The organism is Radicibacter daui (assembly GCA_030657355.1).
Taxonomy (GTDB): Bacteria; Pseudomonadota; Alphaproteobacteria; order Radicibacterales; family Radicibacteraceae; genus Radicibacter; species Radicibacter daui.
This window is the reverse complement of the sequence record CP131057.1, coordinates 173,363-187,548: the sequence shown is the minus strand read 5'-3', so window position 1 is coordinate 187,548 and position 14,186 is coordinate 173,363. Positions and strand designations below refer to the sequence as shown.

At 64.3% G+C, this 14,186-nt stretch carries 14 protein-coding genes; 6 read left to right on the top strand and 8 right to left on the bottom strand.

Going from position 1 to position 14,186, the window contains the following annotated elements:
• Window positions 1-3 precede the first annotated feature (3 nt).
• The 6 genes from QTL98_RS20650 (at window position 4) to QTL98_RS20625 (ending at window position 6,384) form a co-directional block, all read left to right on the top strand.
• The gene (locus QTL98_RS20650; RefSeq protein WP_445682714.1) at window positions 4-933 is read left to right on the top strand and encodes an ABC transporter substrate-binding protein; all 930 of its coding nucleotides are present in this window, start codon (window positions 4-6) and stop codon (window positions 931-933) included.
• The gene (fhuB, locus tag QTL98_RS20645; protein ID WP_445682713.1) at window positions 930-2,915 is read left to right on the top strand and encodes a Fe(3+)-hydroxamate ABC transporter permease FhuB; all 1,986 of its coding nucleotides are present in this window, start codon (window positions 930-932) and stop codon (window positions 2,913-2,915) included. Before QTL98_RS20650 ends, fhuB begins: the two co-directional genes overlap by 4 nt.
• Window positions 2,916-2,969: 54 nt before the next feature.
• Window positions 2,970-3,746, top strand: coding sequence for an ABC transporter ATP-binding protein (locus tag QTL98_RS20640; protein ID WP_445682712.1), 777 nt, complete (start codon window positions 2,970-2,972; stop codon window positions 3,744-3,746).
• Window positions 3,747-3,952: 206 nt separating this feature from the next.
• Window positions 3,953-4,477, top strand: coding sequence for an RNA polymerase sigma factor (locus tag QTL98_RS20635; RefSeq protein ID WP_445682711.1), 525 nt, complete (start codon window positions 3,953-3,955; stop codon window positions 4,475-4,477).
• Window positions 4,477-5,433, top strand: a complete 957-nt coding sequence (locus QTL98_RS20630; RefSeq protein ID WP_445682710.1) for a FecR family protein — start codon at window positions 4,477-4,479, stop codon at window positions 5,431-5,433. Before QTL98_RS20635 ends, QTL98_RS20630 begins: the two co-directional genes overlap by 1 nt.
• 159 nt (window positions 5,434-5,592) lie before the next feature.
• Window positions 5,593-6,384: a response regulator gene (locus tag QTL98_RS20625; protein ID WP_445682709.1), complete on the top strand. Its 792-nt coding sequence runs from the start codon at window positions 5,593-5,595 to the stop codon at window positions 6,382-6,384.
• Between the two features lie 21 nt (window positions 6,385-6,405).
• Here the strand turns inward: QTL98_RS20625 and QTL98_RS20620 are convergent, their stop codons facing one another.
• The 8 genes from QTL98_RS20620 to QTL98_RS20585 are packed head-to-tail and all read right to left on the bottom strand — an operon-like array spanning window position 6,406 to window position 14,107.
• Window positions 6,406-7,056 (bottom strand): 2-dehydro-3-deoxy-6-phosphogalactonate aldolase, encoded by a 651-nt coding sequence (locus QTL98_RS20620; protein WP_445682708.1) that lies wholly within the window; start codon window positions 7,054-7,056, stop codon window positions 6,406-6,408.
• Window positions 7,053-7,973 carry a 2-dehydro-3-deoxygalactonokinase gene (locus tag QTL98_RS20615; RefSeq protein WP_445682707.1) on the bottom strand — a complete coding sequence of 307 codons (921 nt, stop codon included), beginning with the start codon at window positions 7,971-7,973 and terminating at the stop codon, window positions 7,053-7,055. Before QTL98_RS20615 ends, QTL98_RS20620 begins: the two co-directional genes overlap by 4 nt.
• Window positions 7,970-8,917: a dihydrodipicolinate synthase family protein gene (locus QTL98_RS20610; protein ID WP_445682706.1), complete on the bottom strand. Its 948-nt coding sequence runs from the start codon at window positions 8,915-8,917 to the stop codon at window positions 7,970-7,972. Before QTL98_RS20610 ends, QTL98_RS20615 begins: the two co-directional genes overlap by 4 nt.
• 14 nt (window positions 8,918-8,931) lie before the next feature.
• The gene (locus QTL98_RS20605) at window positions 8,932-10,104 is read right to left on the bottom strand and encodes a mandelate racemase/muconate lactonizing enzyme family protein (protein ID WP_445682705.1); all 1,173 of its coding nucleotides are present in this window, start codon (window positions 10,102-10,104) and stop codon (window positions 8,932-8,934) included.
• Entirely contained in the window at window positions 10,091-11,026 is a 936-nt protein-coding gene (locus tag QTL98_RS20600; RefSeq protein ID WP_445682704.1) for a dihydrodipicolinate synthase family protein, read from the bottom strand. Before QTL98_RS20600 ends, QTL98_RS20605 begins: the two co-directional genes overlap by 14 nt.
• On the bottom strand, window positions 11,023-11,859 hold the full coding sequence (locus QTL98_RS20595) for a carbohydrate ABC transporter permease (RefSeq protein ID WP_445682703.1): 837 nt from the start codon (window positions 11,857-11,859) through the stop codon (window positions 11,023-11,025). Before QTL98_RS20595 ends, QTL98_RS20600 begins: the two co-directional genes overlap by 4 nt.
• A 7-nt stretch (window positions 11,860-11,866) precedes the next feature.
• Window positions 11,867-12,814 carry a carbohydrate ABC transporter permease gene (locus QTL98_RS20590; RefSeq protein ID WP_445682702.1) on the bottom strand — a complete coding sequence of 316 codons (948 nt, stop codon included), beginning with the start codon at window positions 12,812-12,814 and terminating at the stop codon, window positions 11,867-11,869.
• 9 nt (window positions 12,815-12,823) lie between these two features.
• Window positions 12,824-14,107 (bottom strand): ABC transporter substrate-binding protein, encoded by a 1,284-nt coding sequence (locus QTL98_RS20585; protein WP_445682701.1) that lies wholly within the window; start codon window positions 14,105-14,107, stop codon window positions 12,824-12,826.
• Window positions 14,108-14,186: the final 79 nt, after the last annotated feature.

Genomic DNA, 14,186 nt, shown 5'->3' with positions numbered 1-14,186 from the left:
GCGATGCCTTCCGCCTCTCTTGTTTCCGCCCCGGTCACGCGGCGCGGATTTGCTACCGGTATTGCCAGCCTCGCGCTGGCAATACCCGCTTTCGCTTCTGCCCAAGGGCTAAGCAACCGCCCAAGGATCGCCACTCTGGACTGGGGCAGCGCCGCCAACATCCTGGCACTCGGCATCCACCCCCTCGCCGCTCCCGAAATCGAGCGTTACAGGCGGCTTATGGTCGAGCCAGACATTCCGGCCGATGTGCGCGAACTCGGCCTGCGCTCCGAACCGAACCTGGAACTGATCGACGCGCTTGGACCGGACTTCATCATCATGAATCCGCAGCTTGCCGCGCTGGCGCCGCGTCTGGCCCCAATCGGCAAGGTCATCCTGTTCGAGCCGCACCTGCTGGCCGCCGGCCTGCTGCACCCGGATCACCTGACCCATGGAGCGGAGCAGCTTGAAAAGATGGCGCAGGCCATCGGCGCGGATCAGGCCGCCCTTGCCTATGTCGACCGCGTAAACGCCGACATCGCTGCGGGGACGGAAAAGCTCGCCCGGTATGACGGGCGGCCGCTCTTCATCATCAGCCTTGTCGATGCCAACCGCGCTCTTGTTTTCGGCACCAACAGCCTGTTCCAGAACGTACTGGACCGATGGAACATCCGGAATGGCTGGAGCGGCGAAACATCCATCTTCGGCCATGCCACCATCACGCTCGATCGCCTGATGGGTGCGCCGGATGCCCGGATCGTCAATATCGGTGCCCCGGCGCGAATGGCCTATGCGCTGAAAGCCCGCATTCCAGTGCTGACCAGTCTGGCGCCCATCCGCCAGGGACGCATCCGGCTCCTGCCAGACATCCTTTTTTATGGTGGCCTTCCCTGCGCCGCGCGGTTCGCCCGGCTGGCCGCCGAGGCTCTGGCCGCCCCGGACCTGCTCCCATGATAACTGATCTGAAACTGCCCGCCGCCCTCGTCCTGCTCGCAGTCCTCAGTCTGCTTGGCGCGACGCTTTTTGCCCTCAATGCCGCCGCGCTTGTTCCGGTCGGCGGATGGATAGACGCCGCGCTGGCGGCTCCGCCCGATGCAACACGTGCATTGATGTTCCGCTTCTCGTTCCTGCCCCGGGTCGCCATGGCCCTTCTGGTCGGCGCCGCGCTTGCCCTTGCCGGCGCCATTCTGCAACGGGCGCTGCGCAACCAGCTTGCCGAACCGGCAACCCTCGGCATCTCTGCCGGCGCCCACCTGGCGCTCGCCATCGCCACCGTCTGGTTTCCCGGCGCATTGGTTCTGGGGCGTGAAGGCGTGGCGCTGATCGGAGCGGGGCTCGCCCTTGCGGCCGTCATGGCACTCAGCTGGCGGCGGGCGCTCTCGCCGGTAACCGTTATCCTTTCAGGATTGCTGGTCAGTCTTTATTGCGGGGCCTTTGCCGCGATCATCACCCTCTTCAATCATGATCTGCTGATCGGGTTGTTTTTCTGGGGGGCCGGAAATCTGGGCCAGCAGGACTGGGCACAGGTAAATTTCCTTGCGCCCCGGCTACTGGTCGTAGCGCTGGCCTCCGGCCTCATCATCCGCCCGCTCACCCTTCTGGGACTTGAGGATGAAGGTGCGCGCAGCCTCGGTCTTTCCGTCGCCGGAGCCCGGATAGCCGCGCTGGTGATCGCCGTTGTCGCCATCGGCTTCACGACGGCCGCGGCCGGCGTGTTCGGCTTTGTCGGGCTCGCCGGACCGGCTCTGGTCCGCTCGCTCGGCGTGCGGCGAACGGGCCTTTACCTCCTGCTTTCCACACTGGTTGGCGCATTTTTGCTGCTGACGACAGACCAGCTGATCCAGCTGCTGCCGACGACCTATCGCCTGTTTCCGACAGGAGCGGCAACGGCACTGCTGGGAGCGCCGCTTCTGCTCTATCTTTTGCCACGCCTTCGCGCCTCCTGCGCTCCGCCGACGGCCACCAGCCTGCCTTCAGCGCGCAGGGCGCGTCCTGGTATCGTGCTCGCCGTGGCAACCCTGATCCTTGCCGCCATCTTCATTGCAACGCTGGTGGTCGGGCATGACGGCACCCACTGGGCTGCCTCATCAGTCAACCAGATGCAGGGCGCGATCGACTGGCGACTGCCGCGGTCCCTCGCAGCCCTTTGCGCCGGTGCCATTCTGGCGATGGCCGGCTGCATCCTGCAACGCGGCACGGGCAACCCGATGGCAAGCCCGGAGATTCTTGGCATTTCTTCAGGCGCGATGCTCGGGGTTATCGTGCTGATGTTTTCGACCGCCACCGCCAGCCGCAGCATGCAGATTGCTGCTGGCGGCGCCGGCGCTTTGGCCGTGCTTCTGTTCATGATCGCCCTTTCAAGGCGGTCCGGATTTTCCGGTGACCGGCTGCTTCTGACCGGCGTGGCGCTCAGCTCTGCCACCGGGCTGATCATGGCCGTCCTGATGACAGCACAGGACCCGCGCCTCGGGCAGTTGCTGTCATGGGTCGCCGGCTCGACCTATCACGCCACCATGGCCGAAGCCGGATTTACGGCAACGGTTTGCCTGCTTGCCCTGGCAGGCAGCCCGCTGATCTTCCGCTGGCTTGACCTGATGCCGCTGGGGCAGGTCACGATCTTCAGTCTTGGTGTTCCGGTTGCGATGATGCGCTATCTGCTCTTCGCCCTGACAGCCATCCTGACGGCAACGGCCACCATCGTTATCGGCCCGCTCAGTTTTGTCGGGCTTATGGGGCCGCATATTGCCCGCATGCTCGGCTTCCACCGGGCCCGCGAACAGCTTCTGGCCGCCGCGCTGTGCGGCGGCGCAATCCTGCTGATCGCTGACTGGCTGGGCCGCAATCTAATCTTTCCGTTCCAGATCCCCGCAGGGCTCGCCACCACAGTCCTGGGCGGGCCTTTCATGCTGTGGCTGATAGCCCGGCGGCGTTCCTGACCGCCCTCCTGTCGCAGTGTTTCTCCCGACCCTTCTTATTCAGGATTTTCTGCGATGAGTGATGCGCTGTTTTCCCTGTCTGGCACCGGTTTTCGCCTGGGCGAACAGGAGCTGCTGTCAGGGATCAATCTCACCTTCCCGGCGGGCCGGATAACGGCGCTTGTCGGCCATAACGGATCAGGCAAATCGACGCTGCTCAAACTGCTGGCCCGCCAGCAGCTGCCGACGAGCGGCACGATTACCTTTGCCGGCCGGCCCCTGCCCGAGTGGCGGCCACGCGACTTTGCCCGCAAGGTCGCCTATCTGCCGCAAACGCCGTCCATCGCCAGCGACACGCTGGTGGAAGAACTTGTCGCCTTCGGCCGTTATCCCTGGCACGGCGCACTCGGCCGCTTCGGCAAGGCAGACCGCGACAGAGTTGAGGAGGCTATTACCCTCACCGGCATTGGCGCCTTGCGCAAACGGCCGGTCGAAACGCTGTCCGGCGGAGAGCGCCAGCGTGTCTGGCTGGCTATGCTTGTAGCTCAGGGGTCGGAATGCCTGCTGCTTGACGAGCCCACCTCCGCCCTCGACATTGCCCATCAGATCGAGGTTATGGGGCTCATCCGCGAGCTTTGCGACAAGCGCGATACCGGCGTGATCATCGTTCTGCACGACATCAACATGGCGGCCCGTTTTTGCGACAGGATCGTCGCCCTGAAGCAGGGAGGCCTGATCGATCAGGGTGACGCCGCAACCATCATGACATCCGGGCGGATGAAATCGATCTATGGGGTCGACATGGAGATCATCTCCCACCCCAAAACCGGACTACCGACTGCGCTAGCCTGAGAAGCCCCTGACTTCTCCGGTTCTCCCGCCGGTTCTCAAGGAAGGTCGGCGAGGCCCGTTTACTGCCTTCTCTGCTCCACCCAGTCCGGCCGATGCGACCGTCATTCTATTTGCAAATGATTATTAATATCGATACCTGTACTCCCCTGACGAATGATCCGAAGAGTAGCCACCGGATTTCTCATGGCTTTTGGGCAGGCACGGCAATGAGCTTTCTTCTGTTCGAAGAATTGCACCGCAAGGAAGAAGGACGGCTTCGGCGTTTCTTCATGCGCAGGCTGCGCAACCATGACGACGCGCTCGACGCCACGCAGGAAACCTTTACCCGCCTGATCGGCATCGCCCCCAGAACCGAAATCGAAAACCCACAGGCCTATCTTTTCCAGATCGCCAAGACCGTTGCAGCGCGCAACATCGCCCGCCTGCGGGCAGATCGGCACGTCTTTGTCGCTGCCGCCGATATCGAAAACATTGCCGAGGACAGCCCCACTCCGGACCGCATCGTCACCGCCCGCCAGCATCTGGCAATCATGGTGCACGCCATCGAGCGCCTGCCTGCCCGCTGCCAGGAAGTCTTCATCCTCAGTCGGTTGCACCACATGGCCAATGGCGACATAGCGGCACAGCTCGGGATCAGCCGCAACATGGTGGAAAAGCACATCATGCGGGCGCTTGTCACCTGCCGGGATGTTCGCGTCGCACTGATGACGGCCGAAGGCGGCGCGCCATAATGACAGCCGCGACCCTCAAGCCGGATATGCCCCGCAAACTGGCCGAAGAAGCAGCTCTCTGGGCCGCGCGCCTGCAATCCGGCGATGCGAGCGAAGAGGATATCGCTGCTTTTGAAGACTGGCTGGCACAGGACCCGCGGCACACCGCCGCCTATGCCGAGTTTCAGGATCTCTGGGCCGATCTGGAACAGCTCCCCCTGCAGCCGGGACGCCTGCAAAAGATCCGCCGGGCCCGGACGGTTCGGCGTGCCGGCTTTGTAACAAGCCTCGCCGTCCTTCTGCTGTTCGCCGGCCTTTATCGCGCCGGGCTCTATGATCGCTATCGGGCCGATTATTATACCGGCGTCGGCGTTGTCGATCATGTCACGCTGGAGGACGGGACGATCGTATCGCTCAACAGCGATACGGCAATCCGGGTGCACTACACTCCCGAACGCCGCGAGATTGAGCTGCTGCGCGGCGAAGCTTTCTTTGAGGTCAGCCACAATGCTGCGCGCCCCTTCATCGTTGAGGATAACGATCTGAGAGCGCGCGCCGTCGGCACCCGATACAGCGTCCGCGCAGGGTCCGGCAACACCACGGCCAATGTCAGGGTCGAGGAAGGGCTGGTAGAAGTGCAGCATGGCGACGATCACGCCTTGCTGCATGCCGGGCAGTCGGCCTCCCTGGAGGGTAATGGCACCCTCGCGGTCGAGACAACCGATGTGGTCAACCAGACGGCATGGCGTACCGGCAAACTGGTCTTCTCCAGGCGCCCGCTACGCTCCGTCCTGGCGTCGCTGGAAAAATACCGTCTTGGGCGAATTGTCCTTACGGATGACCAGACCGGCGATCAGCTTGTCAGCGGTATCTTCGATCTCGCCGATACAGATCAGGCCCTGCGTGCCCTTGCGGCGCGCCTGCCGATCCGCGTGACCTATGCCACCGACCTGCTGGTCATCATCCAGAAAAGATAACCCCGCCCCGGACGGACCTGGCCTGGAGGCCAGGTTTTTTCGCCCGCCCCTCTCCAAAGGGAGTACTTTTCCTTGCGGACTCTCCCACCGCCGCAATAACATTTTTGTCATAAGCAGCCGCTTCCCGGCGGCCGGCCTGGTAACGGAGAGCCACCCGGCATGCAGCCCCTGCTCGATGCCTGTGTTTCGCTCTGGCCCGCCAATCTTGGCGGATCGGCCGTTGCTGCGCGGTTTCCGCTGCCGCTGGCGCTGGTCGGACCGGATGGCGAGGCGATGGCCGTCAATGCCGAATTCTGCCGGCTGATCCCCGGCGCCCTGCAAATGATGGATGTACTGGGTCTGGGCGAACTCTTCACCGCGCCGCTTGCCGCCTCCTTGCTGGCCAATGGGCGCATCTACGGACAGCCTGCCGGCGCCTGCCATGAGGGCTATGCCTACTGGAGCCTGCTGGAGATCGGCAGCGGCAATTTCCTGCTCGCCGGCCACCCGCTCGCAGACCCCGATACCCGCACAGCCGAAGCGCTGGATCAGCTCACCGCCAGCCTTGACCCGGCCGGCACACCGGAGCCGCGCGTGCTGGTGGTGGAGGACAATCACCTGACGCAGGTGATGATGCGCGCGGTGCTGACCCGCAAGGCCGGCGTAAGGCTGGATGTGGTGGGCGACCGCGATGCAGCGGTCACCGCCTGCCGCATGGCTTCCTACGCCCTGATCTTCATGGATTTGCACCTGCATGGTGCCGATGGCTGCCGGATAACGGACGAGATTCTCTCCGCCCAGCCGCATGACCCGCCCGCCATCATCGGCCTCAGTGGTGATGCTTCTCCCGAGGCGCGCGGGCGTGCCCTCGCCGCCGGCATGAGCGACTATCTGGTAAAGCCGGTGGAGCCGCTGGACCTTTTGGAGATCACCCGGCGCTTCCTGAAACGCGGCCAATTGCAGCCCAACTGAAACGCTTCGGGATGGCCGGACCTAGCAGAAGGCCGCGCCCTGCGCTTCCTTCAGCGCCCGCACCATGCCGCGTGCCGCCGCCGCAACCTCCTCAATCCGCTTTGTCGGCGTAAAGAGCGCGCTGCCTACACCAAAGCCGTGAAACCCGGCCTCGAGCAGGGCCGGCAAGGTTTTTTCGGCTACGCCGCCCACGGCAATCAGCCGCTGGCCCTTGGGCAGCACCACGCGCAATGCCTTGAAGCCGGCAAGGCCGATGACTTCCATCGGGAAGAGTTTGAGAGCCTGGGCCCCGGCATTGATGGCGGCGTAGGCCTCACTGGCCGTCTGCACGCCGGGCATTGAAAACAGTCCGGCATCACGGCTGGCGCGGATGACGGCGGCGTCGGTGTGCGGGGAGATGGCAAGGGCGGCGCCGGTACGCGCCAGCTCAGCCACCTGATCCGTACTGGTAACTGTACCGGCCCCGATCATAGCCCGCCCGGCGCAATGCTGCGTCAGCGCGGCAATGCTGGTGAAAGGATCAGGCGAGTTCAGCGGCACCTCGATAAAGGTAAAACCCGCCTCCATCAGGCAGTCCGCCACGGCAAGGGCATTCTGCGGCTCCAGCCCGCGCAGAATGGCAATCAGCGGGCAGGCCGCCAGCGCCGCATCGAACTCCTCAAGCCTCGTCATGCCGCAGTCTCCGGAAGTGCACTCAAGCGGCGAAAGCCTTCCACAGCGGCATGGCCGCTGCCAAGCACAGCTTCCTGCCCGCTCGCTTCCAGCGCCAGCCTGTATTTGCCGCACAGGCTCTCTTCCCCCACCAGATAGAGCGCACCGCTGATCGGTCCCAGAGTGAGGCCTTCACGAATTTCATGGCCGATCAGCATGCCGGAGAGCCGGTCGGCGATTTCCGCGGGTGGGAAATTGCCCAGCAGAGCGCCGCTGCGGGTGGTAAACGCATCATTGAGCAGCCCGGCGGAGCGGCTGTCCTGCGCCTGGGCTACGCCTGCCAGAAAGGCTGCTTCATCAAAAGGCGCCGCCCCCTCAGGGATCAGGCGGCCGACGATGGAATGAGCTTTCAGCAGGGCATAGACCTCCCCGGTCAGGAAGGTGCGAAAACCGGTGATGGCGCCCTTTTCCACCTGCACCCATTTGCTGTGGGTGCCCGGCAGCACAACGGTTGCCGATTGCTGCGGCCCCACGGTGCCGAACACCTGGATTTCCTCGCCGCGCATCACATCCGGCAGCGGCGCCCGTGCGCAGACACCGGGGAGGAAATAAAGCTTTTCGCCGCGGCTTCCGCCGCGCCTTACCGCCTGCGCCGCCAGATCGGCCAGCCTTGCCGGCGCTTCGGCATAGGGTGTCTCCACCCAGCCATTGCGGCTGGTAATCATGCCGGAGAGATAGAGCTGCCGGCCGGCGCTGATCCAGTTGCCGATCTCGCGGTAAAGCGCCGCCTCAAAAGCCCCGTCCTTGACGCTCAGAATGCCGGCGGCAGCCTGATGCGTCTCGGTCAGGGCGCCGCCGGCATCAAACCGGTAGGCCCTGAAATTGCTCGACCCCCAGTCAACGACGATGGGGCCTTCGGCCCCGACACCAGCACTCATGCTTCACTCCCCAGAAGGGCCTGCATTTCCGCAAGCAGGCCGGCTTCCCTGTTCTGGATATCCACTAGCAGCCGCGTCATTTCCGCAAGGCCGAAAGCAGTGGGCTTCATGCCCGAGGCGTGGTCATGCACCACCTCCAGCCCCAGCCGGGCCGCCATGACCCGCTTGCCGTAACAGAGGAGCCCTGGCAGCGAGCGAGTCATGAAAACGACGAGCGGCAGCACCTCCTTGTGGATGCGCCCGGCAAGCTGCTCCGCATCCGGATTGCCGGAGGTCAGGCCGCGATGCATCGCCACCTGCAGGGCAAGGCAGTCCGGTGCCGGGATGAGGCCGGCCCCGCCTGCCCGCAGGAAAGAAAGATATTCAAGCCCCCCGTGCCCGCCGAAGGCATCCACCCGGCCCGCCAGCGCCGCCAGCGCCCCGGCGATCTCGACCGACCAGCCTTCGGCCTTCAGAAGCCGGATATTCTCATGGGCGCGCACCAGCTCCACCAGCCCTTGCGGCGAGAGAAAACTGGCGAGATTGACCGGATTGTTCTGGATCGCCACCGGCAACGGCACCGCGTCGGCAATAGCACCGAAATGGCGGAAAAGTTCTGCTTCCTCGCGCCGGGGGCCGGGCGGCGGCTGCAGGATCACCCAGTCCGCCCCGGCACGCTCCGCCATGCGCGCAAACTCGATCTGCGCCGGCACATCCTCTTCCGCCACCGTTACCGCATAAGGTACGCGGCCCGCGATCAGGGTGCCGACCAGCTCGACAAATTCCTGCCGTCCGGCCGTCGTCATCCGGTGCACTTCGCTGACGAGGCCCAGCACGGCCGCACCCTGCGCCCCGGCGGCAAGGCAATGTTCCACCTCGGCCTTCATCGCCGTGTGATCAAGCCGCCCGTCCGCATCGAAGAAGGCATAGAGAACCGGATAAACCCCCTGAAAGCGCCGCTCCATCCCGCCGGCCCGCCTTATGCCTTGAGGAGGTAGTTGAAGACTTCCTCACGCGGCTCGACGCCAAGCCCGGGCCCCGTCGGCACCTGATAGAAGCCGGCAGCGCAGCCCATATCGCCGGTCACATACCGCAGGTTTCCGTCAAAAATGGAATGCTGGTATTCGTGATAGGGCACCCGCTTCAAGGCGGCGGACGCCTGCAGGCTGGCCGCCATGAAGATGCCGATGCCGATGGAGGCATGCGGAATGGTGTCGACATGGAAAGCATGGGCCATGCGCCCGATATGCAGGAACTCGGTAATGCCGGTATGGCCCATTTCCGGCTGGATGATGCTCATGCAGCGCGCCTCGAAGCGCGGGCGATATTCAAAGCTGGTGCGCCACTCCTCGCCCAGCGCAAGGGGCGAGCCGATGGCGCGCGCCACCAGCTTCTGCCCTTCCATATCCTCCGGCTCGCAAGGCGCTTCGGCGAAATAGAGATTGTAGGCTTCCAGCCGCTTGATGAGGCGGATGGCTTCGCCGGAAGTAAATTTCCAGTGCAGGTCGACCATCAGGTCGACATCCGGCCCGACCGCCTCGCGTAGTGCCGCCATTTCGCGCTCGATCCCGTCGGAGACGGCGGCGGCAAATTTCACGCCGCGATAGCCCTTGGCAACCCAGCTGGCAGCAAGGTCGCAGCGCTCCTGGAGCGTCGCTTTCGGCAGGCCGGAAACATAGGCCGGCAGCTGCGTATGGCGCTGGCCGCCCAGAAGGCTCGCGACCGGTTTGCCGGTGATCTTGCCGAAGAGATCCCACACGGCAATGTCCACGCCGGCCAGCGCATCGACATAATAACCGCCGAAGAAACCGCGCACGCGCATCAGGTCATAAAGGTCTTCATGCAGCACCACCGGCGCGCAGGGGTCTCGCCCGATCATCACCGGGCCCAGCACCTCGTCGATGATGGCCTTGACCGCCTGCGGCGCGACGATGCCATAGGTCTCGCCCCAGCCGACCTTGCCGCTTTCCGCCGTCACCTTGATCAGCACCGACATGTCGGAGGTCGGATAGATCGAGCGGTTACCGCTGCGGATCACATAACCTTTTTCATTGATGTTCTCCCCCTCCCGCAGCGGCCCGAGATAGGGAACCTCGCGCGGCAGGGAGATGATGAAACATTCAACCCGGGTAATGGCATCAAGCGGCAACATGATCGGCCTGCGGCAAGGTGACGGGATGGAGGGTGAAAAGATCGGCAGCTTCCGCCATCAGGGCGGCCAGCTCCTGCCGGTCATGAGCATCGAGGCGCGGTCCGGCGGCGCGGGCTTCGGTCGAGGCCAGCAGCCCCCTTGCGCCCAGCACCGCCTTGGTCAGGCGCACACGAAACACGGCCTGGAACAGCAGGAGGGGCAGGGAGCGGGAATAGAGCCGCCGCGCCTCCTTGATGTCTGCGGCGCGAAACGCCCGGACGAGGCGGACATGAAGGTCCGTCATTTCGCTCGCCGGCATGGTGCCGGCGGCCCCTCGCGCCAGCTCATCCATCACATACCGCGCCCCGGCGCCGCCGAAGACGCCGTCAAGCCGGTCCCCGACCGAAGCGGAAATGGCGCTGACATTGTGCCCGCAAGGCAGTGTCTCTTCCTTCACGTAGCGGATTTGCGGCACCGCCTTCACAATCTCGCTCACCAGTTCGGGCTTGAGGCCGGCGCCCATCGGCTGCGGGGCGTTCTGCAGCATGATGGCAAGGGAAGTGCCGGCAGCGACCGCGCGGTAGAACTCGATATGGGCTGCAACATCACTGCCCCGGCCCGCCGGCGCCATGATCATCGCGGCCCGGGCGCCCACCAGCCGCCCCTCTTCCGCCCGTGCGGCGGCGGCGGCAGGGTCGGCATCGCTGGCACCGACAATAAAGGGCAGCCGCCCGCCAAGGGCGGTGCCCAGCGCCTGTACTAGCGTCAGTCGCTCTTCAGGAGAGAGGGTTTCCACCTCGCTTGCCATGCCGGGATAGACGAGCCCGTCGGCCCCGGCCTCGACCACAAAATCAACCAGCCGGCCAAGAGCTGCCGGATCGATGGCGCCCTCGGCAGAAAAAGGCGTGGGCAGGACGGGAAAGACCCCGCTGAGCTTGGTCATTTGACGGATCCGGCGGTAACGCCCTGGATGAACCAGCGCTGGAGAAAGGCAAAGGCCAGCACGATGGGCGCGGAAGCGACGATGGACGCCGCCATGGCCCCGCCCCAGTCGGAATTGACCTCGTTGAGGTAGCTGAGCAGCATGCCCGGCCCGAGCGTGCGCTTTTCCTCCGACACGATAAGGGTCATGGCATAGAGCAGATCGTTCCACGACCACATGAAGCCGTAGAGAAACACCGTGACCACCGCCGGGATCGAGACCGGCATGACGATGGTGTGGAAGATGCGCAGCTCGCTGGCGCCATCAGCCCGCGCCGCCTCGATGATCTCCGAAGGCACCTGGCTGAAGTAGCTGTAGAGCATGTAGGTGGAGACCGGCAGCGCGAAGACGATATAGGAAAGGATGAGGCCGAGGCGCGTGTCGATAAGGCCGAGATCGGTGATGATCGGATAGATGCTGATCAGCAAAAGCCCGAACGGGAAGACCTGCGCCGACAAAAGCAGGATCATCACCCCCCGCCGCCCGGCATAGCGGAACTTGGCGAAGGAATAACCGGCATAAAGCGCCAGCAGCGTGTTGAGCGCGGCCGCCGAACAGGAGACGATCAGGCTGTTGCGCAGGTTGCGCAGCAGGTGCCCCTGCTCGAAGGCATTGGTGAAATGCCCGAGCGAGAGTTTGTGGGGATAAAGCGTCGGGATGATCTGGTAGAGCTCGGCATTGCCCTTGAAGGCGGAAATGACCAGCCAGTAGATCGGAAAGAAGAGAAAGAGCGCGATCAGGCCCATCATCAGGGCAAAGACGGCGCGGGCAAGCGGCGTTGAAAGGTCGAACATTCTCTTCTCATGCCCCCTTCAGCAGGTGGCGCAGATAGAACCAGGCAGCCGGCAGGATGGTCGCGACCCATAGAAGGCCGACAGCAGACGCCATGCCGATATCCCACTGGTCGAAGGCGCGGCGGTAAACCTCTATGGAAAGCACGGAGGTCGCCCGTACCGGTCCGCCCCCGGTGAGCGCAAAGATGGTGTCGAAATGCTGCAGGTTGCCGATGACGCCGAGCACGATCACCACCAGCATCACCGGCTTCAGGTGCGGCAGGATATGGTCGCGCAGCAGGGCAAGGTTATGCGCCCCGTCCACCCGCGCCGCCTCCAGCTGCTCCTTGTCGAGGCTTTGCAACCCGGCCAGGAAGAAGGACATGAAAAGCGGCACCGAGAACCACACTTTGGTGATGACGATGGCGGTCATCGCCCCGCCGCTGGTGGAAAGCCAGGCCGTCGGATAGTCGATGACGCCAAGACTGGTGAGCAGCGCGTTAAGCACGCCAAAGCGGCTGTTAAAAATCCAGCCCCAGACAAAGGCCGTCACCGTGCTGGGCAGCACCCAGGGGATCAGAGACATGGCGCGCAGCGCCGCCCGCCCCCGGAAAGGCTGGTTGAGGATGAGCGCCCAGCTGAGGCCCAGCAGCACCGACCCTGCCGTTGCCAGCACGACATAGATCGCCGTGGTGACGAAGGAGCCGAGAATTTCCGGTGAGGTCAGGATGGCGTGGAAGTTGCCGAGCCCGATGAATTCCGGCACCGGCGTCTGCAGATCATACCGGGTGAAGGCAAGCCCCAGTGCCCGCAGGAACGGCACGAGGATGACCGCGACAAAGGCAATGAGCGCCGGGGCCAGAAACAGCCAGCCAACCCGCCGCTCCCGTGCCTTGAGCCCGCCCCGTTCGGCATGGGGGGAGACCCGCAGCGCAGCTGCGGGCCCCTTTCCTGAATCTTGAACTGCAAACGCCATTATCCGGTCTCACCCGCCCTTGGCCATGGAAGCTTCAAGCCGCTCGGCCATGGAGCCGATCGCCGCATCCGGCTTCTTCTGTCCCAGGAGCGAGGCCTGCACTTCTTCGGAGATGATGGTGGAAAGCTCGGGCGCGTTGCCCCACACCCCCACCTCGTTGGTCAGCGGCACGCCGGTGGCGTTCGCCCAGGCCTTGAAGAACGGGTCGTTCTGCACCTTGGGCGAGGCGACGGCCGTCTTTGTGACCGGCAGGGCGGAGAGCGAGGGCGGGAAGCTCAGCTGCACCTCGTCCGACATCAGATATTTGAGCCACTCGATGCCCGCCGCGTCCTTGCCGTCGGTCGCCGCTCCCTTGAAGGCGATGACCAAATGGCCCCACTGGATGGAGTGGGCGGTATCGCCTGCCTTCAGGACCGGGGTTTTCATCGGCAGCACCATGCCGTCAGCCTGGTTGCCACGGCCTGACAGGGTGCGGGCAAAGCTGAGCGCCTGCGGAGCATCGAAATAGAAGCCGCTGGCGCCCTGCGCAAACAGGCGGCGGGAGTCCGGACGATCGAGCTCCGGCGCAATCAGCCGGTCCTTCATGAAGTCCGTCATCAGGCCGAGCGCAGCCTTGGCGGCGTCGCTGTTCACCACCACCTTGCCTTCTTCGGTGATGATGCGGCCGCCATGGGCCCACACCATGATCATGAAGTCGAGCGGGATGGAGTTCGGGTTCTTGGTCGCGGCGGCAAAGGGTACGGAGTTCGGCACCTTGTCGCGGATCGCGACCAGTACCTTGCGGAAGTCGTCGAGCGTTTCCGGCGGCGCGCCGACGCCTGCCTTCTCCAGCACTTCCTTGTTGGCAACCATGCCGATGGAGCCGGTGATAAGCGGCAGTGCAAGCGTCTTGCCGCCTGCCTGCCCCATGGCCAGCACTTTCGGGTCGATGGCCGCTTCCAGCACATCGCGGCCGATGGCATCGTCGAGGTTCACCACTTCCGGCAGCTTGGACATCGCCGGCAGCCAGCGCTCGGAAAGCTGCGCCGTCGTCGGCAGCGTGCGGGAGCGTTCACGCAGCAGAACATTCTTCTGCACATCACCCCAGGCCGAGCCGATGGGCTCGACAGCGATACCGCTTTTGGCCTTGAAGCCATCGAGCAGTGCCTGCACATGCGGCCGGTTCGGGTCCTCGGCGTAAGTAAAGCTCAGGAAACTGACGTCGGTTGCCGCGGCAAGGCCCGGCCGCGCCATCATGGCGGCGGTGGCGCCGCTCGCCATCATGAGATTGAAACTACGGCGTGAGATAGACATGGTGCGCTTCTCCCTTTGAAGGCTCTTGGCTTTTATGAGGCTTCTGGCTTGGGGGCCGCGCGGCCGGCCCGTTTTTGTT